The organism is Streptomyces sp. NPDC029014 (assembly GCF_055564695.1).
Genome location: NZ_JBVHVT010000018.1, coordinates 37,632 through 63,156, shown reverse-complemented (window position 1 = coordinate 63,156; position 25,525 = coordinate 37,632). Strand labels below are relative to the sequence as shown.

Annotated in this window: 24 protein-coding genes, 3 tRNA genes and 1 pseudogene; 13 read left to right on the top strand and 15 right to left on the bottom strand. The window is 74.5% G+C overall.

All coding sequences use genetic code 11. The annotated features are described in order from the left end of the window. The first annotated feature begins 1 nt into the window (after position 1). Positions 2-1,267 (top strand): beta-ketoacyl-ACP synthase II, encoded by a 1,266-nt coding sequence (gene fabF, locus ACZ4VL_RS12495; RefSeq protein ID WP_468198929.1) that lies wholly within the window; start codon positions 2-4, stop codon positions 1,265-1,267. A gap of 102 nt (positions 1,268-1,369) precedes the next feature. On the opposite strand, the gene ACZ4VL_RS12490 is transcribed toward fabF, so the two are convergent. After that, the gene (locus ACZ4VL_RS12490) at positions 1,370-1,864 is read right to left on the bottom strand and encodes a DUF3145 domain-containing protein (protein ID WP_404238006.1); all 495 of its coding nucleotides are present in this window, start codon (positions 1,862-1,864) and stop codon (positions 1,370-1,372) included. Between the two features lie 250 nt (positions 1,865-2,114). Here ACZ4VL_RS12490 and ACZ4VL_RS12485 point away from each other — a divergent pair, with 250 nt between their 5' ends. Next, on the top strand, positions 2,115-3,011 hold the full coding sequence (locus ACZ4VL_RS12485) for an SGNH/GDSL hydrolase family protein (RefSeq protein ID WP_468198927.1): 897 nt from the start codon (positions 2,115-2,117) through the stop codon (positions 3,009-3,011). A 114-nt stretch (positions 3,012-3,125) separates the two neighbouring features. Continuing rightward, positions 3,126-3,839 (top strand): carbon-nitrogen hydrolase family protein, encoded by a 714-nt coding sequence (locus ACZ4VL_RS12480; protein ID WP_468198926.1) that lies wholly within the window; start codon positions 3,126-3,128, stop codon positions 3,837-3,839. Between the two features lie 118 nt (positions 3,840-3,957). Here ACZ4VL_RS12480 and ACZ4VL_RS12475 read toward each other — a convergent pair whose 3' ends face one another. The 3 genes from ACZ4VL_RS12475 to ACZ4VL_RS12465 all read right to left on the bottom strand — a co-directional run bounded on the left by ACZ4VL_RS12475 (position 3,958) and on the right by ACZ4VL_RS12465 (position 8,260). Continuing rightward, a complete protein-coding gene (locus tag ACZ4VL_RS12475; protein ID WP_468198924.1) occupies positions 3,958-5,550 on the bottom strand; it encodes a DUF2142 domain-containing protein in 1,593 nt (530 codons plus the stop codon). A 13-nt stretch (positions 5,551-5,563) separates the two neighbouring features. After that, positions 5,564-7,294, bottom strand: a complete 1,731-nt coding sequence (locus ACZ4VL_RS12470; protein WP_468198922.1) for a hypothetical protein — start codon at positions 7,292-7,294, stop codon at positions 5,564-5,566. 339 nt (positions 7,295-7,633) lie between these two features. Further along, positions 7,634-8,260 carry a DUF1707 and DUF4190 domain-containing protein gene (locus ACZ4VL_RS12465; RefSeq protein ID WP_468198920.1) on the bottom strand — a complete coding sequence of 209 codons (627 nt, stop codon included), beginning with the start codon at positions 8,258-8,260 and terminating at the stop codon, positions 7,634-7,636. 124 nt (positions 8,261-8,384) lie between these two features. Between ACZ4VL_RS12465 and ACZ4VL_RS12460 the strand changes: the two genes are divergently transcribed. Beyond that, the gene (locus ACZ4VL_RS12460) at positions 8,385-9,110 is read left to right on the top strand and encodes a hotdog fold domain-containing protein (RefSeq protein ID WP_468198917.1); all 726 of its coding nucleotides are present in this window, start codon (positions 8,385-8,387) and stop codon (positions 9,108-9,110) included. A 50-nt stretch (positions 9,111-9,160) separates the two neighbouring features. On the opposite strand, the gene ACZ4VL_RS12455 is transcribed toward ACZ4VL_RS12460, so the two are convergent. Then, positions 9,161-9,505 (bottom strand): winged helix-turn-helix transcriptional regulator, encoded by a 345-nt coding sequence (locus tag ACZ4VL_RS12455; RefSeq protein ID WP_468198914.1) that lies wholly within the window; start codon positions 9,503-9,505, stop codon positions 9,161-9,163. Positions 9,506-9,602: 97 nt separating this feature from the next. Here ACZ4VL_RS12455 and ACZ4VL_RS12450 point away from each other — a divergent pair, with 97 nt between their 5' ends. Continuing rightward, on the top strand, positions 9,603-10,493 hold the full coding sequence (locus ACZ4VL_RS12450) for an NAD(P)-dependent oxidoreductase (protein ID WP_468198912.1): 891 nt from the start codon (positions 9,603-9,605) through the stop codon (positions 10,491-10,493). 258 nt (positions 10,494-10,751) lie between these two features. On the opposite strand, the pseudogene ACZ4VL_RS12445 reads toward ACZ4VL_RS12450, so the two are convergent. From ACZ4VL_RS12445 to ACZ4VL_RS12435, 3 genes and pseudogenes are all read right to left on the bottom strand, one after another. Further along, positions 10,752-11,546 (bottom strand): annotated as a pseudogene (locus ACZ4VL_RS12445) (EI24 domain-containing protein); the annotation flags it as partial. A 72-nt stretch (positions 11,547-11,618) separates the two neighbouring features. Next, a complete protein-coding gene (locus ACZ4VL_RS12440) occupies positions 11,619-12,041 on the bottom strand; it encodes an organic hydroperoxide resistance protein (protein ID WP_468198911.1) in 423 nt (140 codons plus the stop codon). Positions 12,042-12,105: 64 nt separating this feature from the next. Continuing rightward, complete coding sequence (locus ACZ4VL_RS12435; protein ID WP_468198908.1) at positions 12,106-13,134, bottom strand: NADP-dependent oxidoreductase; 1,029 nt, start codon at positions 13,132-13,134, stop codon at positions 12,106-12,108. A gap of 92 nt (positions 13,135-13,226) precedes the next feature. Here ACZ4VL_RS12435 and ACZ4VL_RS12430 point away from each other — a divergent pair, with 92 nt between their 5' ends. Continuing rightward, entirely contained in the window at positions 13,227-13,649 is a 423-nt protein-coding gene (locus tag ACZ4VL_RS12430; RefSeq protein WP_468198906.1) for a MarR family winged helix-turn-helix transcriptional regulator, read from the top strand. Positions 13,650-13,664: 15 nt separating this feature from the next. Here the strand turns inward: ACZ4VL_RS12430 and ACZ4VL_RS12425 are convergent, their stop codons facing one another. Continuing rightward, positions 13,665-14,417: an SCO2400 family protein gene (locus ACZ4VL_RS12425; protein WP_468198902.1), complete on the bottom strand. Its 753-nt coding sequence runs from the start codon at positions 14,415-14,417 to the stop codon at positions 13,665-13,667. A gap of 208 nt (positions 14,418-14,625) precedes the next feature. Here ACZ4VL_RS12425 and ACZ4VL_RS12420 point away from each other — a divergent pair, with 208 nt between their 5' ends. Then, positions 14,626-15,162, top strand: a complete 537-nt coding sequence (locus ACZ4VL_RS12420) for a hypothetical protein (RefSeq protein WP_468199027.1) — start codon at positions 14,626-14,628, stop codon at positions 15,160-15,162. A gap of 83 nt (positions 15,163-15,245) precedes the next feature. Here the strand turns inward: ACZ4VL_RS12420 and ACZ4VL_RS12415 are convergent, their stop codons facing one another. Continuing rightward, on the bottom strand, positions 15,246-15,977 hold the full coding sequence (locus ACZ4VL_RS12415) for an esterase/lipase family protein (protein WP_468198899.1): 732 nt from the start codon (positions 15,975-15,977) through the stop codon (positions 15,246-15,248). Between the two features lie 221 nt (positions 15,978-16,198). Between ACZ4VL_RS12415 and ACZ4VL_RS12410 the strand changes: the two genes are divergently transcribed. Both ACZ4VL_RS12410 and ACZ4VL_RS12405 read left to right on the top strand, forming a co-directional pair. Further along, a complete protein-coding gene (locus ACZ4VL_RS12410; RefSeq protein WP_179172501.1) occupies positions 16,199-17,236 on the top strand; it encodes a rod shape-determining protein in 1,038 nt (345 codons plus the stop codon). Continuing rightward, a complete protein-coding gene (locus ACZ4VL_RS12405; RefSeq protein WP_468198896.1) occupies positions 17,233-18,891 on the top strand; it encodes a GAF domain-containing protein in 1,659 nt (552 codons plus the stop codon). Before ACZ4VL_RS12410 ends, ACZ4VL_RS12405 begins: the two co-directional genes overlap by 4 nt. On the opposite strand, the gene ACZ4VL_RS12400 is transcribed toward ACZ4VL_RS12405, so the two are convergent. Next, positions 18,888-19,343 carry an Lrp/AsnC family transcriptional regulator gene (locus tag ACZ4VL_RS12400; RefSeq protein ID WP_468198893.1) on the bottom strand — a complete coding sequence of 152 codons (456 nt, stop codon included), beginning with the start codon at positions 19,341-19,343 and terminating at the stop codon, positions 18,888-18,890. The two genes, ACZ4VL_RS12405 and ACZ4VL_RS12400, sit on opposite strands and share 4 nt — an antisense overlap. A 70-nt stretch (positions 19,344-19,413) precedes the next feature. On the opposite strand from ACZ4VL_RS12400, the gene ACZ4VL_RS12395 reads away from it, so the two are divergent. Beyond that, complete coding sequence (locus ACZ4VL_RS12395; RefSeq protein ID WP_468198891.1) at positions 19,414-20,301, top strand: hypothetical protein; 888 nt, start codon at positions 19,414-19,416, stop codon at positions 20,299-20,301. A 17-nt stretch (positions 20,302-20,318) separates the two neighbouring features. Next, the gene (locus ACZ4VL_RS12390; protein WP_468198888.1) at positions 20,319-21,668 is read left to right on the top strand and encodes a carboxyl transferase domain-containing protein; all 1,350 of its coding nucleotides are present in this window, start codon (positions 20,319-20,321) and stop codon (positions 21,666-21,668) included. Between the two features lie 19 nt (positions 21,669-21,687). Here the strand turns inward: ACZ4VL_RS12390 and ACZ4VL_RS12385 are convergent, their stop codons facing one another. Next, a complete protein-coding gene (locus ACZ4VL_RS12385; RefSeq protein WP_468199025.1) occupies positions 21,688-23,040 on the bottom strand; it encodes an MFS transporter in 1,353 nt (450 codons plus the stop codon). A gap of 154 nt (positions 23,041-23,194) precedes the next feature. Between ACZ4VL_RS12385 and ACZ4VL_RS12380 the strand changes: the two genes are divergently transcribed. Then, positions 23,195-24,364, top strand: coding sequence for a carboxylate-amine ligase (locus ACZ4VL_RS12380; protein WP_468198886.1), 1,170 nt, complete (start codon positions 23,195-23,197; stop codon positions 24,362-24,364). 161 nt (positions 24,365-24,525) lie between these two features. Here the strand turns inward: ACZ4VL_RS12380 and ACZ4VL_RS12375 are convergent. The 3 genes from ACZ4VL_RS12375 to ACZ4VL_RS12365 all read right to left on the bottom strand — a co-directional run bounded on the left by ACZ4VL_RS12375 (position 24,526) and on the right by ACZ4VL_RS12365 (position 24,950). Next, positions 24,526-24,599 (bottom strand) — tRNA-Ile (locus ACZ4VL_RS12375). 200 nt (positions 24,600-24,799) lie between these two features. Continuing rightward, a tRNA-Asn gene (locus ACZ4VL_RS12370) sits at positions 24,800-24,872 on the bottom strand. Between the two features lie 5 nt (positions 24,873-24,877). Continuing rightward, positions 24,878-24,950, bottom strand: a tRNA-Asn gene (locus ACZ4VL_RS12365). 145 nt (positions 24,951-25,095) lie between these two features. On the opposite strand from ACZ4VL_RS12365, the gene ACZ4VL_RS12360 reads away from it, so the two are divergent. Next, on the top strand, positions 25,096-25,404 hold the full coding sequence (locus tag ACZ4VL_RS12360; protein ID WP_468198884.1) for a YtxH domain-containing protein: 309 nt from the start codon (positions 25,096-25,098) through the stop codon (positions 25,402-25,404). The last annotated feature ends 121 nt before the right edge of the window (positions 25,405-25,525 follow it).

The window sequence follows — 25,525 nt, the reverse complement described above, 5'->3', positions numbered from 1 at the left end:
TGTGAGCCCGACCAATCGCACCGTGGTCGTCACCGGTATCGGCGCAACCACTCCGCTGGGTGGCGACAGCGCTTCGACCTGGGAAGGTCTGCTCGCCGGCCGTTCCGGCGTCAAGCCCCTGGAGGGCGAGCGCTTCGCCGAACTCCCGGTCCGCATTGCCGCACCGGTCGCAGTCGACCCGAGCGAAGTCCTCCCCAAGCCGCTCGCGCGCAAGCTGGACCGCTCGGCCCAGTTCGCCGTCATCGCGGCCCGCGAGGCCTGGGCCGACGCCGGCTTCAAGGCCCCGGCCGGCGAGGACGAGTCCGTCGCGCCGGACCGCCTCGGCACCGTGATCGCCTCCGGCATCGGCGGTGTCACCACTCTGCTCGACCAGTACGACGTACTGAAGGAAAAGGGTGTGCGCCGGGTCTCCCCGCACACCGTCCCCATGCTCATGCCGAACGGCCCGTCGGCCAACGTCGGCCTGGAGGTCAACGCCCAGGCGGGCGTGCACACTCCGGTCAGCGCCTGCGCCTCCGGCGCCGAGGCCATCGGCTACGCCGTCGAGATGATCCGCACCGGCCGCGCCGACGTGGTCGTCGCGGGCGGCACCGAGGCGGCGATCCACCCGCTGCCGATCGCCGCGTTCGCCAACATGATGGCGATGTCCAAGAACAACGAGAACCCCCAGCACGCCTCCCGCCCGTACGACAAGGGCCGTGACGGCTTCGTCCTCGGCGAGGGCGCGGGCGTCGTGGTCCTGGAGTCCGCGGAGCACGCCGCCGCGCGCGGTGCCCGCGTCTACTGCGAGGTGCTGGGCCAGGGCCTGTCCGCGGACAGCCACCACATCGCGCAGCCGGAGCCGACCGGCCGCGGTGTCGCCGCCGCCGTGCAGAACCTGCTCGACAACACCGGCCTGGACCCGGCCGAGCTGGTCCACGTCAACGCGCACGCCACGTCCACCCCGCAGGGTGACACGGCCGAGGTGAAGGCCCTGCGCAAGGTCCTGGGCGACGACCTCGACCACGTCGCGATCTCCGCGACCAAGTCGATGACCGGCCACCTGCTGGGCGGCGCCGGCGGTATCGAGACCGTCGCGACCGTGCTGGCGCTCTACCACCGGACGGCCCCGCCGACCATCAACATCGACGAGCTGGACGAGGACATCACCGCGGACATCGTCCGTGGCGAGCCGCGCAAGCTGCCCGCCGAGGGCCCGATCGCCGCGATCAACAACTCGTTCGGCTTCGGCGGCCACAACGTCACGCTGGGCTTCCGCAGCGTCTGAGCCCGAAGGGGGCGCCGTCCGCCGCTCCGCGCCGCGGACGCCGCGCCCCGTGCACGAGAGGCCCACCCGGGGATCCGGGTGGGCCTCTCGCACGTCACGGCACTAGACCACCTGGTGCAGCCAGCGCACGGGTGCGCCCTCGCCGGCATAGCGGAAGGGCTCCAGTTCGTCGTCCCAGGGCTTGCCGAGCAGCCGGGAGATCTCCTCTTCCAGGTCGGTCTCGCCGCATGCGGAGCGGGCGAGGGCGGCGCGCAGCCGGTCCTCGGGGATCAGGATGTCGCCGTGCAGGCCGGTGACGGCGTGGAAGATGCCGAGGTCCGGGGTGGAGCTGTAGCGCTCGCCCTCGGCGGTGCTGCAGGGCTCCGCGGTCACCTCGAAGCGCAGCAGGTGCCAGCCGCGCAGCGCGGAGGCGAGCTTCGACGCGGTGCCCGCCTCGGCCTGCCAGGAGAACTCGGCTCTCCAGGTGCCCGGAGCGGCGGGCTGCCGGATCCAGTCGAGGTTCACCCGCACCCCCAGCACGCCCGCAACAGCCCATTCCACGTGCGGGCAGAGCGCGCGCGGTGCGGAATGCACGTACAGAACTCCACGTGTCGTCACCGGGACCTCCAGTGTGGGACGAGGTCGGGAATAAACTCCAGAAAACGGACAGAATGTGACGTGATGTAATGTAACGGAAATAATCTGACATCGCGCTGCGGGACCTGCGGCCGAAACGCCACGGGGAAAAAGCTACCGTGCGGCAGGGGCCATGGTGTGTCGTACGGTCGGTCCGAGGCCGCCAAACCCAGAGCTTTCACTCAGCAGGACGCCCCCCGTGAGGATGCGGGGCGACAAGGAGGACCACCCGATGCGCACCACCGCTCCCGGACGCCGCACGCGGCGCACACTCGCGGGCGCGGCGGCGGCCACGGCCCTCCTGGCCGGGGCGCTGACCGGGTGTCAGGCGGCCGCCACGCCGGAGCAGGGCGAGCGGGGCGCGCAGGCCGGGCCGCGCTGGAACACCGCGCCCGCGTCGATCGCCGCCGTCGGCGATTCCATCACCCGCGGTTTCGACGCCTGTTCGGTCCTGGCCGACTGCCCGGAGGTCTCCTGGGCCACCGGGAACGACCCCGCGGTCCGCTCGCTCGCCGCGCGGCTGCTCGGCGACGCCGAGGTGGCGGCGCGCAGTTGGAACCACGCGGCCACCGGCTCGCGGATGGCGGACCTGGAAGGACAGCTGGCCTCGGCCGCGGAGCACAAGCCCGAGCTGGTCACGGTCATGGTGGGCTCGAACGACGCGTGCCGCCCGTCGGCCTCGGCGATGACCTCGGTGGCGGAGTTCCGAACGGGCTTCGAGAAGGCCATCGGCGCGCTGCGCGCGGCCTCGCCCGCCTCCCAGGTGTACGTCTCCAGCATCCCGGACCTGCAGCGGCTGTGGCAGCAGGGCAAGGACAGTCCCATGGTGCGGCAGGTGTGGAAGCTGGGCATCTGCCAGTCGATGCTCGCCGATCCGCTGTCGTCCGCTGCGTCGGCAACGACCCGGCGCGAGCAGGTGCGGGCGCGGGTGGTCGAGTACAACGAGGTGCTCCGCGAGGTCTGCGCGAAGGACGCGCTGTGCCGCTACGACGGCGGCGCGGTGTTCCAGTACCCCTTCGCCGCAGATCAGTTGAGCCACTGGGACTGGTTCCACCCCGGTAGGGACGGGCAGGCGCGGCTCGCGGAGCTGGCGCACCGACAGGTGACCGCCGCCGAGCCGCCGCGCTGACGGCCCGCCCCGGCCGCGCCCCCGCCCGGGCCGCGCCCCCGCCCCCGCCCTGCGGCCCCCGTCGACGGGTGCTTTCCGGCCACCCGGCCGCGGCGGTCCGGCATCCTGGGGCCCATGAAGATCGCCGCAGCGCAGCTGACCTGCATACCCGCCGACGTCCCCGGCAACACCGCACGGGCCGCCGCCCTCGCCGCCCGGGCCCGGGACGCGGGCGCCGGGCTCGTGGTGTTCCCCGAGTTCACGCTGACCGGCTACGAGTTGGCCGCCCTGGCCGCGGACCCGGGCCTGTGGATCGCGGACCCGGACGATCCCCGGCTCGACCCGCTGCGGGCCGCCGGCACCGCCGTCGCCGTCAACGTCGCGCTGCGCACCGGCGGCCCGCGGCCCGCCATCGCGACGCTGGTCTACGCGGCGGACGGCGGGCACGTCACGACGTACGCCAAGCAGCACCTGTACCGGCAGGAGCAGGACGTCTTCGCGGCGGGCGACCGCGACGGGCACTTCGAGCTCGGCGGGATCCGCTTCTCGCTCGGCATCTGCTTCGACAACCACTTCCCCGAGCTCGCCGGGCGCGCGGCGGCGGCCGGCTGCCGCGTCCACCTCGCGTCCTCCCTGTACGGGACGGGCGGCGGCGTCGAGGAGCGGGCCGCCGTCCACCCCGGGCTGGCGAAGGAACACGGCCTGTACGTGGCCCTCGCCAACCACGTCGGCCGGGCCGGCCCGTGGACCGGCTGCGGACGGGCCGCGATCTGGGCCCCGGGCGGCACCCTGCTCGCCGAGGCGGACGACCGTACGCAGACGGTGGTGACGGCCGACCTCACCGCCTGACCGGCGCCCCGGCGCTCCCCGGCCCGCCCGGCCCGGACACGCGGGCCGGCCGGAGGGTCGAGCCGTCAGGGATCGGGGCAGGCGGTCACGCGGCCGCGCAGCCGCGCGGGAGTCCGGTTCAGCCGGCTGCCGGCACCCGCGGGCGCTGCTGCCACGGGCGGGCGGCGCCGTCCTGCCGCGGGCCGTCCTCCGGCGCCGCGGGCTCCCGGTCCCGCACCAGAGCCGGCAGCACCACGGCGAACGCCGCGGCCGTGTACACCGCGGTCCACAGCATCCAGCCGCCCGGCGGCGCCCAGTGCGCCGCGAACGGCACCCACGGGCCGGAGGTGCCGACCGCGAAGCGCCGCAGCGTCCAGAAGAACGCCGCCGCGTCGGCGAGCGCCAGCCCGGCCACCGCGAAACCGGTCAGCCTGCGCCAGGGGAAGCTCCCCTCGGGCGACCGGCTCGCAGCGGTCATCACGGCCATCAGCGGCAGGCCCACCGCGAAGGGCAGCAGGTAGCGGCCCTGCCACACCATGCCCAGCTTCTCCGCCTGGAGCGTCTGCGCCACCACCGGCACCACCACGATCGCCACGAGCATGCCGAGCAGCGCCACCACCTCGCGGCCCCGCCCGTACACCAGCCCCAGCGCCGTCAGCACCGCGAGCACGCCCAGCCACACCAGCCAGGTGAAGGCCGGGGCCGGGGTGTCCAGCCAACCGAAGTAGCCGAGCATCTGGTGGACGTACGTCTCGGTGTTGCCGAAGGTCTGGCGCGCGGCCTCCTTCATGGTCAGCGTCTTGGGCGTGTTGATCACCGAGTTGTCCGGGTGGGCGCCCGCCCACAGCAGCGCGCCGACCGTGGCCGCGCCGAGCAGCGCCGTCCACACCCACAGCGCCTTGCGGCGCAGCACCTGGCCCAGGACGCCCCGCTGCTGCAGGAGCAGGGCGAAGAACACCGCGCCGGCGAACCAGATCAGGCCGAGCGGCCGGATGTTGATCAGCACCAGGCCGCCGATGCCCACCCGGGCGAGCCGCCGGTTCAGCAGCCGCGCGTCGGGCGACATCAGGACCGACAGCAGGGCCGTCCACACCAGGATCCCGGCGGCGATCTCACCGCCGCTCGGGTTGACCATGCCCCCCATGTACAGGGCCATGGGCGTGGCCGCGGCGAAGACGCCGAGCAGGGCCGCCGAGCGGCGCCGCCACTCGGCGGCGGTGACCACGGCGCCTGCCAGCAGCGCGGAGCAGAGCGCCGCAGAGGCCAGCCGCATCAGGTACAGCGCGTGCGGCCCCTTCACGAGCAGGCTCGGCCAGCCCGTCGCCAGGTAGTACGCGGGGTGGTAGCGGCCGGCGGCGGTGGTGACCTGGACGGTCTTCCCGGAGTGCCCGAGGGCCGGCGCACAGGACGCGGGCGTGCCCTCCTTCCAGGCGTAGCACTCGTGCTGCTTGGGCAGCTGCGCGTACCACTGCGGCAGCTGCACCCCGGTCTCGGCGAACTTCCCCTCGATGCCCGCCACCATGTGCGGGACCATCACTTCGGGGCCGCCCAGCTGGCCGCGGGCGACGGCCGCGGCACGGATGAAGTGCGCGTGCTCGTCGGGGGAGCCGCCGAGCGGGGTGGCCGCCGCCCAGGAGGCCGACAGGGCGAAGAACAGCGTGAAGGCGACGGCCCAGAGCCGCTTGGGGGTCCGGGCCGACCAGTCGGCCGCCCGCGTCAGTGCGGAGATCATCGGTCTTCCCGGGTCATCGGATGTAGCTCAGCCAGCCCTGGTCGCCGTCCTTCGAGCATGCGCCCTTGGGTGCGAACTTCGGGCACTTCCCGTCCTGCATCCGGATCGTGTGCGACACCCACGGCAGGATCCGGTACGTGCCGTCCTGCGCGGGCATGTAGCGGTCGGACATGGACGAGGAGACGGTACCGAGCAGCAGCAGGAGCGCGCACAGCGCCCCGATCACCGCCCCTTCCCGACCGGGGAAGCCGGTGGCGGTGCCGGTACCGCCGGCCGGCTCCGCGACGGCGGAGGCGGCACCGGAAGCGGAAGCGGAATCAGAAGCGGAACCGGAGGCCGTACGCCGCTCGGCCAGCCGCAGCGAGACCAGGTGGGCCACCAGTGCGCACAGGATCAGCCCGCAGTACAGCAGCTGGTTGTTGGTGCGGGTGTACAGCTGGACGGTCTGCGTCTCGTACATGTGCGAGGCGATGTACATGCGCATCACCCAGGCGCTGATGAACATGGCCGCGATGGTGACCACCAGCGGCTTGCGCAGGCCCAGCCAGATCGCCGCGCCCAGGCAGACGAACGTCACCAGCGCGAACAGCCCGACCCCGCCGAACTCCCCGGGCGGCGGCCAGTCGCCGACCTTGCCCGGCATGTCGGTGCGCCACATCAGGTAGTACGCCGGGTCGGTGAAGTTGTCGAAGCGGAAGTTGTAGTCCTTGGTGGTCTGCCCCTCGACCAGCATGACCTTCAGGTAGCGCCCGGCCACCACCAGGAACGCGCCCAGGGCGGCGCCCATGAAGGCCGCGCCCTTGGCCGGCCCGGTCCGCCACGGGAAGTACAGCAGCGCGGCGAAGAACACGCCGGCCGCGCTCCACAGGAACCAACCCGAGTAGGTGAGGAAGAGCACGCCCAGGACGGCACCGAACCCGGCGCCCTTGAACAGCAGCGGCCGCCAGCCCTCGGTCCCGGTGCGGCGCAGGGCCACCACCATCGCCACCAGCACCGGCACGAGCAGCACCAGCACGGTCTGGCTGTACGGCTTGTACGAGTCGATCAGCGCGAAGGCCGGGACCACGCCGAAGGCCAGCGCCCGGACGGGGCTCAGCAGCATGCGCCAGGCCAGGTAGACGAGCGGCCCGAACGCGGCGGCGCCGAGGATCTGCAGGTCCTTGAACGCGTACGCGGCGTTGCCGCCGTGGAACCACTCGGCGTAGTAGCCGAGGGTGTACAGGGGCAGCGGCGGGTAGACCGCAGAACCGGAGGGACGGCCGTTGGCGACGGCGTGGGCCCACTCGACGATGCGGCCGCTGTCGCCGTTGAGGCCGAACATCGGCCAGGGCGTTCCCAGGAGCGCGATCACCGCGCCCGCGGCGACGAAACCGCTGGCCAGGCCCGCGATGCCGGCGGATGCGAGCCGGGTGGCCAGGTCGAAGTGGCGGCCGCGGCGCAGCCGCATCGCGAGCACCACCGCGGCGATGAGCACCAGCCCGAGCAGCGCGAACCGCAGCTGGAGCGCGGCGAGGCCGCTGACCTGGGCGATCCGGTTCAGCGGGTCGAGCTTGAAGCTGCGCGCCAGCACGGGCAGGACCAGGGCGGCGCCGAACGCCACGACGGCTTCCAGCAGCAGGAGGCCGCCCCGGGTGCGCGGGCCGCGCCCCGGGCCTGGGCCCGTGGGCGCGGGGGTGGGCCCGGCGGCCGGTCCGCTCGGGGTGCCCGGACGCACGTCGGCGGCCCCCTCGGTGCTGACTGTCACTGACGGTGTCCCTACTGCTGGTCGGTGCCGGGCCGGGCGGCCGGTCGAAGGTGCGCAGCAAGCCTCGGCCGGCGTCCGAAGTCCGCCGGGCCGGTGCCCTGGGGCTGGTGGGTGGGCCGGGGACGACGGTGCGGGCGGTGGTTCCCCGCTCCGCTGCCGGGCGTACTGACTTTCGCTGCCGGGCATACTATCGGGCCGCGTCGGCGCGGCAGCGGGACCTGGGCGCCTCGGCGTGGTAGCGGGACCGGGGACACCGCCTCCGCAGTCCGGCCCGGCCCCGCCCGCGACGGTCCCTCCCGCGGCGGTCCTGCCCGCTGCGACCCGGCCGGCCCGGCCGCCTCAGCCGAGCGCGCCGAAGCCCGCCAGCACGAACAGCAGCGTCCAACCGCCCATCGCCAGCCAGCCGAGCACCAGGCCGAGCGTCGCCGGCGCCTCGCCCTCCTCGCCGCGGGCCCGGATCTGTGCCTTGGCGATGTGGCCGGTGATCACGGCGCCGGGGGCGGCCATGCCGAGGGTTGGCAGGCACAGCACCCCCAGGACGAGTGAGGCGATCGCCATCCCGTTGACCCGCCGTGCCGGCAGGGGCACGGGCATCGTCATCGGCAGGGCGACGGGCATCGGCACCGGGTGCCCGGCGAAGGCCGGCGCCACCGGCGCGGCGGCACCGTAGGGGACCGCCATCGGCCCGGCCGGCAGATCGGCCACCAGCTGCGCGAGCTGGCCGTACGTCTGCGCCTGGGAGGCCGCGTCGAAGCGCTGCCCGTACTCCTCGCGGGAGAGCCGACCCTCCGCGTAGGCGGCCTTGAGGACGTCCACCGTGCGGTCGCGGTCGGTGTGCGAGGCGCGCATCGCGGACGCCGGCAGCTGCGCGGGCTGCCAGGCCTGCCCCGGCTGCACGGACGACACGCCGTACGGGGACGCGGGCGGATGGACCGGGTACTGCTGCCCCCACGGCTGCTGAGCCATCCCGCCACCTCCGAAACCCCGCACGCGTCCGTCTGCGCGTCCGTCCAAGAATGGAGGACGAACGCGCTGCGGCAAAGGTTGCCGCTCTGCCGCCCGGGCCCGCGCATGTGATGGGGTGGCTGTCATGACCGACTTCGAGACGATCACGGTTCCGGGCCGCCTGTGCGGATACCCCGGAGTCGCCTTCGGCGGGTACGTCGCCGGGCTGCTGGCCTCGCACGCGGCCGCGGAGGGCGTACGGGTGGACTTCCGCCGGCCCGTGCCCACCGACGCCCCGGTGCGGCTCGCCGCCACCCCGGGCGGCGGAGCCGAGCTGACCGACGGTACGGACCTGCTGGCCGCGGCCGTCCCGGGCGAGCCGACGACCGGGGCCCCGCCCGCCCCGACCTGGGAGCAGGCCCTGGCCGCCGCCGAGGCCTACCGGGCGGCCCCGCCCGGCGGTTCGGTGGACTGCTTCGGCTGCGGCCTGGACCGCACCCCGGACACCGGCCTGCGCCTGCACTGCGGCCGGGTGCCCGGCACCGCCCTGGTCGCCACCGCCTGGACCCCCGGCCCCGCGCTCGGCGACGCCGACGGGCTGCTGCCGCCCGAACTGGTGTGGGGCGCGCTGGACTGCCCGGGCAACGCGGTGGGCCGGCTCCTCGACGACCGGCGGCCCGGTGCGGTCACGGCCGCCCTGTCGGGTCGGCTGCTGCGCCCGGTCCCGGTCGGCGCGGGCCTGGTGTCGTACTCCTGGCTGCTCGGCGGCGAGGGCCGCAAGTACCGGGCGGGCACGGCCCTGGCCACGGCCGAGGGCGAGCTGTGCGCCGTCGGCGAGGCCCTGTGGGTGGAGCCCCGCACCGACCGCTAGGCGAAAGCCAAGCGGAAGCCGAGTGGAAGCCGAGCGGAAGCCGGGCGGTGCTAGGCGGAAGCCGCCTCGTCCCGGAGGATGTGTCTGCTCCCCCACGTCCCGAGGGGCTCCAGGGCCGCGTTGAGGTCGTGGCCCCGTGGGGTCAGGGAGTACTCCACGCGCGGCGGGACCTCTTCGTAGGCCTCGCGGTGCACCAGGCCGTCCGTCTCCAGCTCGCGCAGCTGGGCGGCGAGCACCTTCTCCGACACTCCCGGGACCAGCCGCCGCAGCTCGCCGAAGCGGCGCGGCCGCTGGTCCAGCTCCCACAGGAGCGACACCTTCCACTTGCCGTCGATCACGGACATCGCCGCGGCCACACCGCAGTGGTCCGCCCCGGGCCTCCGCGCCCCCGCCATCACGCACTCCTCGCCGTCTGCTCACTCACTTTGAAGTAACCACCCACTCCAAAGTACGTACTTGAGGACCTTCCGGCCCGCCACCAGTCTGAACGCCATGACCGACACGAACACCGCACAGCGCTCCCTCACCCTCCTCGGCCTCGGCGACATGGGCACCGCCCTGGCCCGTACCTGGCTCGCCGCCGGCCACTCCCTGACCGTCTGGAACCGCACCGCCGCCAAGGCCGAGGCCCTCGCCGCCGAAGGCGCCCGCGTCGCCGCGAGCGCCGCCGAGGCGGTGGCGGCGAACGACCTCGTCGTCCTCTGCCTGCTCGACGACGCCAGCGTCGGCTCGACCCTCGACGGCGCCGACCTGTCCGGCAAGGACCTGGTCAACCTCACCACCGGCACCCCCGGCGAGGGCCGGGCCCGCGCCGCCTGGGCCGAGGCCCGCGGCGCCCGCTTCGTGGACGCCGGGATCATGGGCACCCCGGTGATGATCGGCGCGCCCGAGGCCGGCGGCTACGTCCTCTACAGCGGCTCCCGGGCCCTGTTCGACACCCACCGGGCCGTCCTGGAGGTCCCCGCCCCCGCCCGGTACGTCGGCGAGGACCCGGGGCACGCCGCCCTGTACGACGTGGCGCTGCTCAGCGGCATGTACGGGATGTTCGCCGGTATCTCGCACGCCTTCGCGCTCATCGAGGGCGAGGACATCGCCCCGAAGGACCTGGTTCCGCTGCTGTCGGAGTGGCTCGGCGCGATGGGCTTCTTCGTGGGCAACGCGGCCGAGCGGCTGACCTCGGGCGACTTCACCACCGGCGTGGTGTCGAACCTGGCCATGCAGGTGACGGCCTCCGGGACGCTGCTGCGCACCGCGCAGGAGCAGGGGGTCAGCGCGGAGCTGATCGACCCCTACTTCGCGCTGATGCGCCGCCGTCTGGCCGCCGACGAGGCTGCGCACGCCGGTGAGGACACGGCGGGCGCGATCACCCTGCTGCGGCGCTAGCCGCGCCCGGGCCCGGGCCCGCCGGGCCCCTCAGGAGGCGTACGGGTTCGGCGGCTGCCCGAAGCCCCCGGCGGGACCCTGCGCGGAACCGGAACCGCCCGTCGGGTACTTCGGGGACTGCGGGTACGGAGCGGGCTGCTGCGGCGGGTACGGGGCCGGGTACGGGGCGGGCTGCTGCGGCGGGTACGGGGCGTACGGCTGGGCCTGGGCGGGGTACGGCGCCGCGTGGGCGCCGGCCTGGGCCGACGGCCGGCCCGCGGGGTGCCCCGCCGCTTCCCCCTCGGCGGCGGCGCCCTCGCCGTCGCCCTCGTCCGCGTCCTCGTCCCGCAGGTGCCGGACCATGAGCGTGGCCCCGGCCACCGCGCCCGGCATCAGGAACACCGCCACCAGCGGCAGCAGGAAGGCGAGCACCAGCGGCACGCCGAAGCCGAGGGCCATCGCCCGCCGCCCGCGCAGCAGCACGAGCCGGTCCTTCAGCTCGACCCCGCGCCGCTGGAGGGCGACGGCGGTGAGCTCCTCGGCGAGGAAGAAGCCGGACACGCAGAACCCGACGACCGGGATCACGGTCTGGCCGACCACCGGGATGAACCCGAGGGCGAACAGCAGGATCCCGTACAGCGCCACGCGGGCGAGGACCTTCAGGCTGTCCCGGGCCGAGATCCACAGCTCGCGGATCAGCGGCAGTCCGGACTCCGGTGCGTCGCCGCCCTCGCTGCGGTCGACCTGCTCGGACAGCGACTCGTAGAAGGGCTGGCCGATGAGCAGGGTCACGGCGGTGAAGGTGATCACCGCGAGGAACAGTCCGAGGCCGAAGACCAGGGCGGTCAGGAACCCGCGGAACAGCCCCTGCCAGGGCGAGCTCCAGTCGTCGGCGAAGGGCGTGGACCAGGACGTCAGGTCGTCGGCCCCGTAGCCGAGGGCGATGAACGCGCCGGCGTACAGCACCAACGAGACCAGTCCCGGCAGCAGGCCGAAGCCCAGCCACCGCCCGTGACGGAACACCCATCTCTGTCCGGCCAGCAGGTAGCCGAATCCCCCCGCAAGATCACGCATGGGTCCAAGCTTACGGCGAAGGCCGCCCACCGGTCGGGTGGGCGGCCTTCGAGAACGCGAGCGCGGGCCGGATCAGACGGCGAGCTCGACGGTGATGTTGCCCGCGGTGGCCTTGGAGTACGGGCAGACCTGGTGGGCCTTCTCGATGAGCTCCCTGGCCTTGGCCTCGTCCACGTTCGGGATCACGGCCGAGATCTTCACGATCAGGCCGAAGCCCTCGTCGTTCTTGCCGATGCCGACCTCGGCGGTGACGGTGGACCCGGAGACGTCGGCGTTCTCGTTGCGCGCGACGACGCCGAGCGCGCCCTGGAAGCAGGCGCTGTAGCCGGCCGCGAAGAGCTGCTCCGGGTTGGTTCCGGCGCCGCTGCCGCCCATCTCCTTCGGCGGGTTCACCACGACGTCGAGCTGCCCGTCGCTGGTGGAGACGCGGCCGTCACGGCCGTTCTCCGCGGTGGCCACGGCGGTGTAGAGGACGTCGGAGTGCTGGATGGACATGAAAGAGGATCCTCCTGGTGGTCGCCGCGACTCGCGCCCACGATCGCGACGGTTCGGGACGAGCCTAACCGGTGAACGAAACGATCATCTTGCCGGTGTTCTCGCCGCGCAGCATGCCGAGGAAGGCCTCGGCCGCGTTCTCCACGCCCTCGACCACCGTCTCGTCGGCGACGAGCTCGCCCGAGCGCAGCCAGCCGGACACGTCCTTGACGAACTGCGGCTGGAGCGCGGCGTGGTCGCCGACCAGGATGCCCTGCAGGCGCAGCCGCTTGCCGATGACCTGGACCAGGTTGCGCGGGCCGGGGGCCGGCTCGGTGTCGTTGTACTGGGCGATCGCACCGCAGAGGGTGGCGCGGCCGTGCACCTTCAGGGAGGAGATCGCGGCCTCCAGGTGGTCGCCGCCGACGTTGTCGAAGTAGACGTCGATGCCCTCGGGGGCGGCGTCCTTCAGCTGCTCGGCGACGGGGCCGTTCTTGTAGTTGAAGGCGGCGTCGAAGCCGTACTTCTCGGTGAGGAGCGTCACCTTCTCGTCCGAGCCGGCCGAGCCGATGACCCGGGACGCGCCCTTGATCTTCGCGAACTGGCCGACCAGGCTGCCGACCGCGCCCGCCGCGCCGGAGACGAAGACGGCGTCGCCCTCCTTGAAGGAGGCCACCTCGAAGAGGCCGGCGTAGGCGGTCATGCCCGGCATGCCGAGCACGCCGAGGTAGGCGGAGAGCGGGGCGAGGGAGGCGTCGACCTTGGTGGCGTGCGCCGCCTCCACGTCCGCGTACTCGCGCCAGCCGAGGCCGTGCAGGACGTGGTCGCCGACCTCGAAGCCCTCGGCCGCCGAGGCGACGACCTCGCCGACCGCGCCGCCGTCCATCGGCCGGTCCAGCTGGAACGGCGGGATGTAGGACTTCACGTCGTTCATCCGGCCGCGCATGTAGGGGTCCACGGACATGTGGAGGTTGCGCACCAGGATCCGGCCGGGGGCCGGAGCGGCGACCGCTACCTCGCGCAGGGCGAAGTCCTCGGCCACCGGCCAGCCCTGGGGGCGGCGGACGAGGTGCCACTCACGGCTGACGGCGGGGATGGCGGGGGTCTCGGACATGGGGCACTCCAGATCGGAAAAATGCTTCAGTACGTGAAACAACCATGCGCCTGGATATTTCATGTTGTCAAGCAAATGGGTAGGCTGGATCCATGCCCAGTCGTCGTGTGGATCCCTTGACCGTCGAGGTCGTCGAACTCATCGGCACCGTCGTGGCCCGCTACCACGAGGAGTACGAGCAGGCCGCCGCCAGCCACCAGCTGACCGGCGCGCAGGCGCGCGTGCTGAACCTGCTCTCCCTGGAGCCGATGGCGATGCGCCGCATCGCGCAGAAGCTGAAGTGCGAGCCCTCCAACATCACCGGCATAGTGGACCGGCTGGAGTCGCGCGGCCTGGTCGAGCGCCGGCCGGACCCGGCAGACCGGCGCGTGAAGCTGGCCGCGCCCACCGAGGAGGGCCTGCAAACGGCGGACCGGCTGCGCGAGTCCCTGGACTTCGCGCGCGAGCCGCTGGCCGGACTGTCCACGGCCGAGCGGACGGTCCTGCGCGACCTGCTCAAGCGGATGCTGGGCTGACCCGCCCGCGCCCCGTCAGCAGAAGATCCACCAGCAGGTCTTCGGCGGCTTCGTCGGCGACGGGCTCGGCACCGGTACGACCGGCTGCGCGGTCCCCGAACCAGAGGCGCTCGGCGAGGGCTGCCCCGACTGTCCGGGTTTCACGGACGGCCCCTTCCCGGAACCCTGCTGCGACCCGGACCTGCCCGGGGCGGAGGCCGACGCCCCCGGCCCCGGCTGCGCCCCGCTCCCGGCGGAGTCCCCGGACCGGGCCGGCTGCGCGGCGTCCACGGCGGCCTTCGCGCTTGCCGTGGCCTTGACCGGCTTCAGCGCGGCCGGAGCGCTGGGCCCACCGGTACGGCTGGGCAGGGGGGCCGGCTGCTGCGGACCGTTGTCGTCGGTCAGCGTGACGTTCGCCGCCCGGTCGGTGCGGTCACCGTCGGCCATCACCTGCGCCAGGCCCACCGACCCGCCGACGGCGACCGCGAGCCCGAGCCCGACGGTGACGACGGTCCGCCGGCGGCGGCGGTTCGCGGCCCGGGCGCGGGCGCCGGGCCGGCGCTCGGCGGCGGCGCCGGACAGTACGACGACGGAGTCCGCGAACGGCTCGCCGGCATCCGCCCCGGGCGCCCCCAGGGGCACGGAGGGCCCGTACGGCACGTCGGCGGAGCCGTACGGGGCGGCGGGCGCGACGGGCACGCCGGGGGGCAGGTACTCGGCCGGGGTTCCGCACCCGGCGCACGCCAGTGCGCCGTTGAGGTGCCTCCGGCAGGCGTGGCAGTAGTCCATGGCGGATGTGACGCTACGTGGTTTCAGGCCACATCTACATCGCGAGTTCGTAAAGGTCCTGTGTGGAATCGTGGTCCGCATGACACCGCCGCCCCCTGCGCCGCCCCCTCCGCCAGCCCCGCCGACGCCCCCGACGCCGCCGGCCGCGCCGTCGCAGGGACCCGGCGCTTTCGGCCGGACCGCCTTCCAGTTGGTGCTGCTGCGGCGGATGGCCGACTTCCGGCCGGAGCTGGCCGAGGAGGCCCGGCGGCGGCTCGGCGCCTCCCTCGCCGACCAGCGGGAGGCCAACCGGCGCTGGCAGGCGATGGTCCGCTCGCCCCGCTCGCGCGGGGCCCTCGCGCGCTACCGCTCGGTGCTCGGCCCACCCGAGTCGACGGCCCCGCGGACCATCGGCGACCTGGAGTGCGAGGCCCTGCTGTGGCCCCTGCCGCTCTGGCCCGACCTGCGCTTCGAGGTGCTGGCCGCGCCGGACGGGGCGGTGTGGAACGAGTGGCTGGTCCGCGCCCCCGGCGCGCCCGGCCCCGTCCTGCGCGCGCCGGAGGACCTGCGGCCCTGGTCGGCGACGGTGGACGAGGTGGCGCGGGCCTTCGCCCCGGTGCGGCCGATGGAGGGCACCGCGCCGACCCGGTGGCGGCTGGCCTTCGCCGCGCAGGGGCGGCCCTGCGTGGCGGAGTTCACGTACGGGCTGCTCCAACGGGTGTCCGTGGACGGCACCGAGCTCGACTCCGGTCGGCCCGGTGCGTGATCCCGACGTCGCGGGTCGCGCAGGCGCCACCTCCGTCGGGACGGACCGGGGCTGCGGCCGGAGCCCCGCCGGGCCGCGGACGACTACCCCGCGAGGAAGGCGCGCACCCCGGCCGAGGTGGCGTCGTCGCCCAGCAGGTCGTTGTGGCCGAGGCAGCCGACCGCCGTGTTGGCCGCCCCGGTCAGCGGGACGCTGCCGCGCGGGTTGACGACCTCGTCGCAGTCCGAGCGGAAGGTCGCGTACCGCACCGCGCCCGGGGTCTCGTCGCCGGAGTTGAGGTTCCGCACCACGTACGAGTTCGGCGTCATGTCCCGGCAGGCCTGGTCCCACAGGGCGCACGCCCACGCGGTGGAGGTGCCGTGGTTGGGGCCGGCCAGCGAGACCCAGCGGTCCACGGCCGCGGTGCCGCCGCCGTACTTGACGTACCAGCGGCTGACGAGCGAGCCGAACGAGTGCGAGACGACGTCCACCCGCTCGGCGCCGGTCTGCCGGCGGACCTGGTCGACGTACGCGCCGAGCCGGCCGGCCAGGACCTCGTTGACGGAGCGGTGGGTGTCGTAGCCCCAGGAGAAGAGCTCCGCGTCGGTGTATCCGGCGGCGCGCAGGTCCGCTCGCAGGGAACCCCAGACGCCGGGATCGGCGTTGTACCCGTGGACGAGGACCACGGGGCGGTGCGCCCCCGCCGCCGGCCCGGCGGCGGGGGCGGCAGGGGCGGCGCGGGCGGCGCGGGCGTCCGGGAGCAGCGCGAGGAGCGCCGCGCAGAGTGCGGCACAGAGCGTCAGGAGGGCCGTCGGCTTCTGGCGGGGCGTCAGCATCGGGTCCCCCTTACCTTGTTACGCACGGGTATCGCGGACGGTGCGGGCATGGTGCTGCCTGTCGGTACAGAAATCCACCCCCGTGCAGCACCCCTCGCCCCGTGTGACGCACCTCGGCTGGAGCATCCCAACAGGCGCAGCGCCCCATTCGCCCGAGAAGATATGAAATGCAACCGGCAGTCGCCGGTCTTCCAGCACCAGCGCCCTCGGGAGGATCTGCCGTGACCGTCAGTCTTGAGCAGTTGCGCCGCTGCCACGTCGCCGTCGACCTCGGGGCCGCGAGGACCCGCGTGTACGTCAAGGGCGCCGGCCTGGTCGTCGACGAGCCCAGCGCGGCCGCCGTCAACACCCGCACCGGCGCGCTCATCGCCGTCGGCAGCTTCGCCGAGCGGATGACCGGCCGCACGCCCGACTACATCCGGGTCGTCCGCCCCGTCTCCGGCGGCACCGTCGTCGACATCGACATGGCCCAGCGGATGCTGCGCCACCTGCTCGGCGAGAAGCTGCGCCGCGCCCTGCGCCGCAAGCCCCGGCTGCGCGCCGCCGCCTGCACCCCGCACGACGCCGACCCGCTCGCCCAGCGGGCCGCCGTGGAGACGATGGTCGGCCTCGGCGCCCGCCGCGTCGAACTCGTCGACACCCTGATCGCGGCGGCCGTCGGCTGCGGCCTGCCCGTGGAGCAGCCGACCGCGACGATGATCATGGTGTGCGGGGCCGCCGCCACCCAGGTCGCCGTCCTCTCCCTCGGCTCGATCGTCACCGCCCAGCGGATCCCGGTCGGCGGCGAGGCCATCGACCACGCCGTGGTCCAGCACCTGCGCCACGCCCACGAACTGATGCTGCCCAGCCAGGCCGTCCGGCCCCTGCAGCTGGCCCTGCACGGCAACGGCATCACCGACGAGGGGCCCGCCTCCACCCTGATCCACGGCCGCGACGTGGCCACCGGCCTGGCCCGCTCGGTCCACGTCGACACGGCGGCCGTCCGCGACGCCATCCACACCCCGCTCACCGCCGTCCTCGACGGCATCGGCAAGGTGCTGCGGGACTGCCCGCCGGACCTGGTCGCCGACCTGACGGACCGGGGGATCATGATGGTGGGAGGCAGCGCCCTGCTGCCGGGCCTGGACCAGATGCTGCGCGACGCCACCGGCATGCCCGTCGCCATCGCGGAGAGGCCGGACGTGTGCGCCGTGCTCGGCCTCGGCGCGATGCTCGAAGGGAAGGTCGCCCCGATGGTCCTCAACCCGCTGACCGGATGACCCCCGCACGGGAGCCGGTCGCCCCCGGTCAGGGGGCCGGCCTCCCCATGCTGCTGGAGGCGGTCCTCAGCGTCGGGTCCGAGCTGGACCAGGAGGCCACGCTCCAGCACATCGTGGACTCGGCAACGGAACTGTGCGGGGCCCGGTACGGAGCGCTCGGGGTCGTCGACCCCGAGCGCGTCCGGCTGACCGAGCTGTACACGGCCGGCATGACCGGGGCCGAGCGGGCCGCGATACCCCGCCTGCCCGACGGCCGCAGCGGCATCCTCGGCGCCCTCATCAGCGACCCGCGCCCGCTGATGCTGGCCGACCTGGGGAAGGACCCGCGTTCGGCCGGCTTCCCGCCGGGCCATCCGCCCATGCACGGCTTCATCGGCGTCCCGATCCGCGTCCACGACGAGGTCTTCGGCAACCTCTACCTCACCGAGAAGCGCGGCGGAGGCCCCTTCCTGGACGAGGACCTCGCCCTCCTCCAGGTCCTCGCCTCGCAGGCCGGCATCGCCATCGGCAACGCCCGGCTGTACGAGACGGCCCGCCGCCGCGAGCGCTGGATCGAGGGCGCCGCCGCCGTCACCACGGCCCTGCTGGCCGGCAGCCCGGCCGCCGACGCCCTGATGTGCGTGGCCGAGCGGGCCCGGCTGCTGGCGGACGCCGCGGCCGGGGTGATCCTCCAGCCCACGCCCGAGGGCGGCATGGAGATCGTCTCCGCCTCCACCCAGGGCGACCCCGGTGACCTGATCGGCACCACCATCGCCCCCGGATCCGCCGTCCTGGAACAGCTCCTGGGCGGCGAGCCGGTCTTCATCGAGGACTCCGCGACCGACCCGCGCATGACCACCCGCGTCCGCAAGCGCTTCGGCCCGAGCATGATGCTCCCCCTGCAGAGCGGAGGACAGCTGATCGGCACCCTGGCCCTGCCCCGGGGTCGCGGCGGCAAGCCGTACGACGCCGTGGACCGGCTGCTGGCCTCGCAGTTCGCCTCCCAGGCCGCACTGGCCCTCGTCCTGGCGGACGCCCAGCACGACCGGGAGCAGCTGGCCGTCTACGAGGACCGCGACCGGATCGCCCGGGACCTGCACGACCTGGTCGTCCAGCGGCTGTTCGCGACCGAGATGATGCTGGAGAGCACCAGGAAGCGGTCCGCGGCAGCGAGGGCGACCGCGGACACGGCCGGGGTCACGGCCGGGGAAACGAGCGGGGGCGGCCAGGACGGGGACGTCGCCGGGGACGCCGTCGGGGGCGCGGTCGGGGACGCCGTCGGTGAGGAGCTCGGCCGGGCCGTGGACGAGCTGGACTCCACGATCCAGGAGGTCCGCACCGCCATCTTCGCCCTCCAGCAGCCGCCGGCCGACGTGCCCCCCACGTTCCGCGGCCGGGTGCTGCGGGAGGTGCACGGCGCCGCGGTCGTCCTCGGCTTCGCCCCGTCGGTGCAGTTCACGGGCGCCGTGGAGACCCTGGTCACCGAGCCGGTGGCGAAGGGCCTGCTGGCGGCGCTGCGCGGGGCGCTGGCCGCGGCGCACCGGCGCAGCGGGGTCACCTCGATCGAGGTGGAGGTGGACGCGGACGCGGAGCGGATCCGCCTGACGGTGACGGACGACGGCCTCGCGCCCGCCGGGCGGCAGGGGACGACGGTGACGTGGGAGTCGGCGCCCTAGGCGGTGCCCTGCGGGCCGGACGGCGGCCGCTGCGCCGCCCGCAGCGCGATCCGCGTGCTGGACTGGGCCACCCCGGCCTCCCGCTTGAGGCGGCGCAGCAGGGTGTCCAGCGCGGCCGGGTCGGCGGCCCGGGCCCGTACGAGGTAGTCGTACTCCCCCGTCACGTGCACCACTTCGGTGATCCCGGGCAGCCCGGCGACGCGCTGCTCGAACTCCTCGTTGGTGGTGTCCTGCCGGAGGGTCAGGTCGATGAAGACCACGAGCCCGCCCCGGGTGTCGGCGGCCGGGTCCACGATGACGGTGAACCCGCGGATCACCCCGTCCCGCCGCATCCGTCGGACCCGGTCGGCGGCGGCGTTGGCGCTGAGCCCGACGCGGACGCCGAGGTCCCGGAACGAGATCCGCGCATCCTGCTGCAGGATGCCGAGGATTTCCCTGTCGAGGCGGTCCATACCGCGATTCTCGCAGCGGCGGCCGATATTCGCCGCCGCGGCCGCCGCCGCACACCGCACCCTGCCGGGCATGACGGAACTACTGACTCCCGCCCTGGCGGGCACGGTCGCCGGGCTCGGCGTGGCGATGCCGATGGGCGCGATGAGCGTGCTGCTGCTCCAGGAGGCGATGCGCGACCGCCGCACGGCCGTGGCCGCGGCGGCGGGCATCGCGGCCGTGGACCTCGGCTACGCGGCCCTGGCCACCGCCCTGGGCCCCTGGGTCGCCTCCCACGTGACCCCGGTCGAGGCGTGGATCCGGCTGGCCGCGGCGGCGATCCTGCTGGCCATCGCCGCGCACGGCCTCCGCGGCGCCGCCCGGGACCCGGGCCCCGCGGCGCCGGGTGCCGGGCCGGCGGTGGCGGGTGCCGGGCCGGCGGTGGCGGGTGCCGGGCCGGCGGTGGCGGGTGCCGGGCCGGCGGTGGCGGGTGCCGGGCCGGCGGTGGCGGGGGCGGAAGCGGCGGCGGGGGCGGGGGCGGGGGCGGGGGCGGACCACGGTCACGACGGGGTCGGCGGAGGCAGCGCGCCCGGCGGGGGCAGCGCGCCCGGCCGAGGCGGAGACGGGGCCAATGGCGGAGACAGGGCCAGTGGCGGAGGCGGTGGCGGAGGCGGTGGCGGAGGCGGAGGCCGTGCGCGGGCCTTCGCCCGCTACGTCGGCCTGACCGCCGTGAACCCCACCACCGCCCTCTACTTCGCCGCCCTCACCACCGCCCAGGCCACGACCCTGCACACCACCGCCTCCGCCGCCGCCTTCCTCGCCGGCGTCGCCGCCGCCTCCCTCCTCTGGCAGCAGACCCTCGTCGCCGTCGGAGCCCTCGCCGGCCGCAAGGTGCCCGCCCGGGTCCGCGTCTGGACCTTCCGCCTCGGCTACGGCCTCGTCGCCGCCTACGCCGTGAAGGTCGCCCTCCCTCTGCCGTGACCCCATAGGGTGAATCCGTGACGACCCGCCTCTCGGCCCGCGCGGCCATCGCCTCCGTGACCGACCCCGGCAGCTTCGCCGAACTGCCCGTGCCCGCACGGGAGTCGGCCGCCGACGGCCCGCTGGCCTGGACCGGGTACGACGCCTCCCGGGCCCGCGCGGCGGACCGGACCGGCGAACGGGAGTCCGTGGTCGTCGGCACCGCCCTGGTCGGCGGCCACCGAGTGGCCCTGGTCTCGTTCGAGTTCGGCTTCCTCGGCGGCTCCCTCGGCGAGCGCACCGGGGACCGGCTCGAAGCGGCGTACGCCCACGCCCGCGAACACCGCCTGCCGCTGGTGTCCCTGATCGCCACCGGCGGCTCCCGGATGCAGGAGGGCATGCTCGCGCTGACCCAACTCCAGCGCGTGGCCCGCCAGTCCGTCCTGACCCGGGCCGCGGGGCTCCCCCAGATCGCCGTCCTGCGCGATCCCACCACCGGCGGCGGCTGGGCCACCCTCGGCGCCGGCGCGGACGTCGTCCTCGCGCTCCCGGGCGCCCAGGTCGGCTTCGCCGGGTCCCGGGTGCGGCCCGCCGACGCCGACCCGGCGGCCTACACCGCGGAGAGCCAGTACGCCTCCGGACACGTGGACGCGGTGGTGGAACCCACCCTGCTGCCCGGCCTGCTGGCCGACTGGCTCCGGATCCTGGCCGCGCCCCGCCCGACCGGGCCCGTGGAACCCCCGGCGGCGCTGGGCGGCGTACCCGGCGGACCACCCCCGACCAGCGGCTGGGACGCCGTACGGCACGCCCGACACCCGGACCGGCCGCGCGCCGGGGCCTACCTGGACGCGTACTTCACGCTGCGCCTGCCGCTGTCCGGGGACCGGGCCGGCGGCACCGACCCCGGGATGCTGTGCGGCTTCGGGCTGCGGGAGGGACGGGCCGTCGCGTACGCCGCCCAGTGCGGCACGGCGACCCGCCCGGCGGGATACCGCACGGCCGCCCGCACGATCCGGCTCGCGGACCGGCTCGGCATCCCCGTCCTGACCCTGGTGGACACCCCCGGCGCGGCCAACGACGCCGCGGCCGAGCGGGCGGGGGCCGGCGCGGCCATCGCCGACACCTTCGCGGCGGTCGCGGGGGCCGCGGTACCGGTGACCACCCTCCTCATCGGCGAGGGCGGCTCCGGCGGCGCCCTGGCGCTCGCGGCTCCGGGCAACACCTGGGTCACACCGGACAGCTACTTCTCGGTCATCGCCCCCGAGCTCGCCGCGGCCATCCTCAAGCGGCCCCCGGCCGAGGCTCCGGCCACCGCCGACCAGCTCCGCATCCGCCCCCAGGACCTCGTCTCCCTGGGCGTCGCCCGCGGCATCGTCGGCCCGGCCTGAGACCGGGGGCAGGCCACGACTACGGCTGCGGCGAGCGGGCGTCGTAGCGGGCGAAGCCGCGCCAGCGGGCCGCCAGCAGGGCCAGGACGAGGACGCAGGCGAGGCCCCCGCCCGTGATCGCCACCGTCGGGGAGGCGAGGTCGGCGACGGTCCCGGCGAGGAAGTCGCCGAGCCGCGGCCCGCCCGCGACGACCACGATGAAGACGCCCTGGAGGCGGCCGCGCATCTCGTCCGGGGTGGCGGCCTGCATCATCGTGGAGCGGAACACCATGGAGACGGTGTCCGCCGCGCCGGCCAGGGCCAGGAAGAACAGGCCGAGCCACAGGTTCCGGGTGAGTCCGAACACGGCGACGGCCAGCCCCCACCCGGCCACGGACAGCAGGATCGCCAGCCCGTGCCGCCGGATGCGGCCCTGCCAGCCGGAGAACAGCCCGCCGAGCAGCGCCCCGACGGCGGGCGCCGCCACGAGCAGGCCGACGGTCGTGGCGTCGCCGCCGTACCAGAGCACGGCGATGGCCGGGAACAGCGCCTTGGGCTGGGCCAGGACCATCGCGGCCAGGTCGGAGAAGAAGGTCATCCGGATGTTGGGCCGGGTGCCGAGGAACCGCAGCCCGTCGAGCACGGAGGCCCTTCCGCGCGTGCCGCCCTCCCGGTCGGGCAGCATCGCCGGCAGCCGCCACATCGCGTAGAGGGCGGCGGCGAAGGTGACGGCGTCGATCAGGTACGCGGCCTCGTAGCCCCAGTGGCCGACGACGAGGCCGCCGAGGACCGGGCCGAGCATGGTCCCCGAGGTCATCGTCACCGAGTTCAGCGCGTTGGCGGCGGGCAGCTGCTCGGCCGGCAGCAGCCGGGGGATCATGGCGGACCGGGCGGGACCGTTGAGGGCCCCGCAGACGGCCTGCAGCGCGACGATCGAGTACAGCAGCCAGACCCGGTGATAGCCGAGCAGCGCGGCGCCCGCCAGCAGCACCGACAGGGCGGCCAGGCCCACGGAGCTGTACAGGCCGAGCTTGCGCCGGTCCACGGTGTCGGCGATGGCGCCGCCGTAGAGCCCGAAGACGACGAGCGGGACGAGGGAGAAGAGTCCGACGAGGCCGACGGCGAAGCTGGAGCCGGTGATGTCGTAGACCTGGAGCGAGATCGCGAGGGCGGTCATCGCCTGGCCCATCCAGGAGATGGTGCCGCCGACCCACAGCCGCCGGTAGTCGGGCGAGGTGCGCAGCGGGGTGAGGTCGGCGAATATCCGCGAGATGCGCCGCGGGGGCGCGGCCCCGGGGGCGGGCGTGGGGGTGGGTGCGCTCGTACCGGTCACAGCGGATGATAACCGGCGGCCGTCCGCGGGCCCCGGGCGGGAACGCCGCCCTTCACGCATCCGCAACAGTCGCCCCACCCGGATCCGCGGTTGCAGGCCGCGCGGATCCTTGCCGGTAACTCGCCATCAGCGCAGGACATTTGACCGAATCGGCGTGCGCTCACCGCCTGGTGGCGGCTCATGATGAAACGACTCGTATGTCCAGGGAGGCGTAGTGATCGAACCTGGCAACAGCACCACGAGCACCGACGACACGGGCACGACCGTCAACGCGGACGACGGCGCCCACGCACCCCTGACGGTCGGGGTCGAGGAGGAGTTCCTCCTCGTCGACGCCCGCACCTTCCGGGTGGTCCCGGCCGCCCCCCGCGTCCTCGAAACCGCTGCGGGGCTCCCCCACGAGGTCCACGCGGAGGGCACCCGCTACCAGGTGGAGATCTCCACCCCGGTCGCCGACTCGGCCCCGAAGCTGCGCGAGGAGCTGGCGGCGCTGCGGCGCACCCTCTCCCGGGCGGCCCGCGCCCACGGCTGCCGGCTGCTGGCCGCGCCCACGCCGGTCATGGCCGTCGAGGGGCCGCTGCACCTGACCGACGACGAGCCGCGCCAGCGCGAGCAGCACCGCCGCTTCGGCGCCCTCACCGACACCCTGGTCAGCTGCGGCCGGCACATCCACATCGGCACCTTCGACGTGGACACGGCGGTCGCCGTGTCCAACCGGGTCAGACCGTGGCTGCCCACCCTGATCGCACTGGCCGCCAACTCGCCGTTCTGGGGCGGCCGTGACACGGCCCACGCCAGCTGGCGCGCGATGGCCTGGTCGGGCTGGCCGTCGGCGGGCCTGCCCCCGCACTTCACGTCCACGGCCCACTTCCGGCGCTCGGTGCAGACCCTGCTCGGCTCCGGGGCGGCCCTGGACACCAAGATGGTCTACTGGGACCTCCGCCCGTCCGGGCACTGGCCGACGCTCGAGATCCGGGCGCCCGACATGTCCTCGGACATCGACACCGCCATCCTCCAGGCCGAACTGGTCCGCGCCCTGGTGGCGACCGTCCTCGGGGACATCGCCCAGGGGCGGCCCGAGCCGGTCGTGCGGGACGACGTCCTGTACCTGGCCCGCTGGCGCGCGGCCCACGACGGCCTGGAGGGCTTCGGCCTGGACCCGTACACGGGGGCCGAACTCCCGGCGGCGGACCTGGCGGAGGCCCTGCTCGACCTGGTGGCCCCGGAGCTGGCCGCCTGCGGCGAGCTGGACCACGCGGCGGAGACCCTGGGCCGCCTGCTCCGCGACGGCTCGGGCGCCCACCGCCAGCGCGCGGCGTACGCCCGCCGCCAGGACCTGAGGGACGTCCTGCGGCACCTGACGGACGAAACGGAGAACGTCTGACCCATCCGGGCCGCAGGCGGGCCACCCCTCCGCCCGCGACCCCGGCCCCCGGAGTGACCAGCGCCACACCCCCCGGCCCTGGCGCCCGGACCCCCGGCCCACCCGAACCCCGGAAACACCAAAGCCGCAGGTGCGATCGTTTCTGCACCTGCGGCTTGCGGTGGGGCGGGTGGGACTCGAACCCACGGCCGACGGATTATGAGTCCGCTGCTCTAACCGGCTGAGCTACCGCCCCTTCACGGCGTGGCGCGTACAAGTGTGCGCGCCGTCTGCCGCAGCATAGCCGCTCATACGATCTCCTGCCTCGGCTGGGCCGTGTGATCGGCTTCGCTGTCGGTGGAGACCGGTTTCAGGCCTGCCCGGTTCCACTGACGGGGCAAAAGTTTCGTTCGCGGACAAAAAAGAAGAGGACCCCTCGGGGCCCTCTTCCCTCTGCTCCCCCGACTGGACTCGAACCAGTAACCTGCCGGTTAACAGCCGGCTGCTCTGCCAATTGAGCTACAGGGGACCGCGCTCCCCCGACTGGACTCGAACCAGTAACCTGCCGGTTAACAGCCGGCTGCTCTGCCAATTGAGCTACAGGGGATTGCTGCGTTGCACCGAACGGCCCACCTCCGGCCTTGCCGGGGGGCGAGTGCCCGTTGCGAGTCATAGATTAGCGCAAGCAGGGGGGTGCTCCGCCAATCGGTATCGACAGCGGGCCGGGCACCACACGACGAAGGGTGGCAGGCATGCGCTACAAGGTCACGTTCGTGAGCGGAGTGGCCCTCGGGTACGTCCTCGGGACGCGGGCCGGGCGGGAGCGCTACGAGCAGATGAAGAAGTGCGCGCGCGAGATGGCGCAGAACCCGGCCGTGCGCAACGCGGCCGAGACCGCCGGCCAGCAGGGGCGCCAGTACGCCGGCAAGGCCTTCACCGCCGTGAGCGACCGGGTCGGGGACGTCCTGCCCGCCTCGGTGACCGACCGGGTGCGGGCGCTGCGCGGCCGGGCGGGCTCTTCCGCCGGCTACGACGACGACTGGGGCACGAGCAACACCTGAGCCGTCCGGTCCACCCGCGGTTCACGCCGCGGTTCACCCCGCGGTTCGCCGCCGTTCCGGGGCCGGTTCGCCGCTGCGGCGATGCCGGATCCGCCGCCCTCCGGGACGGCGGATCCGGGCG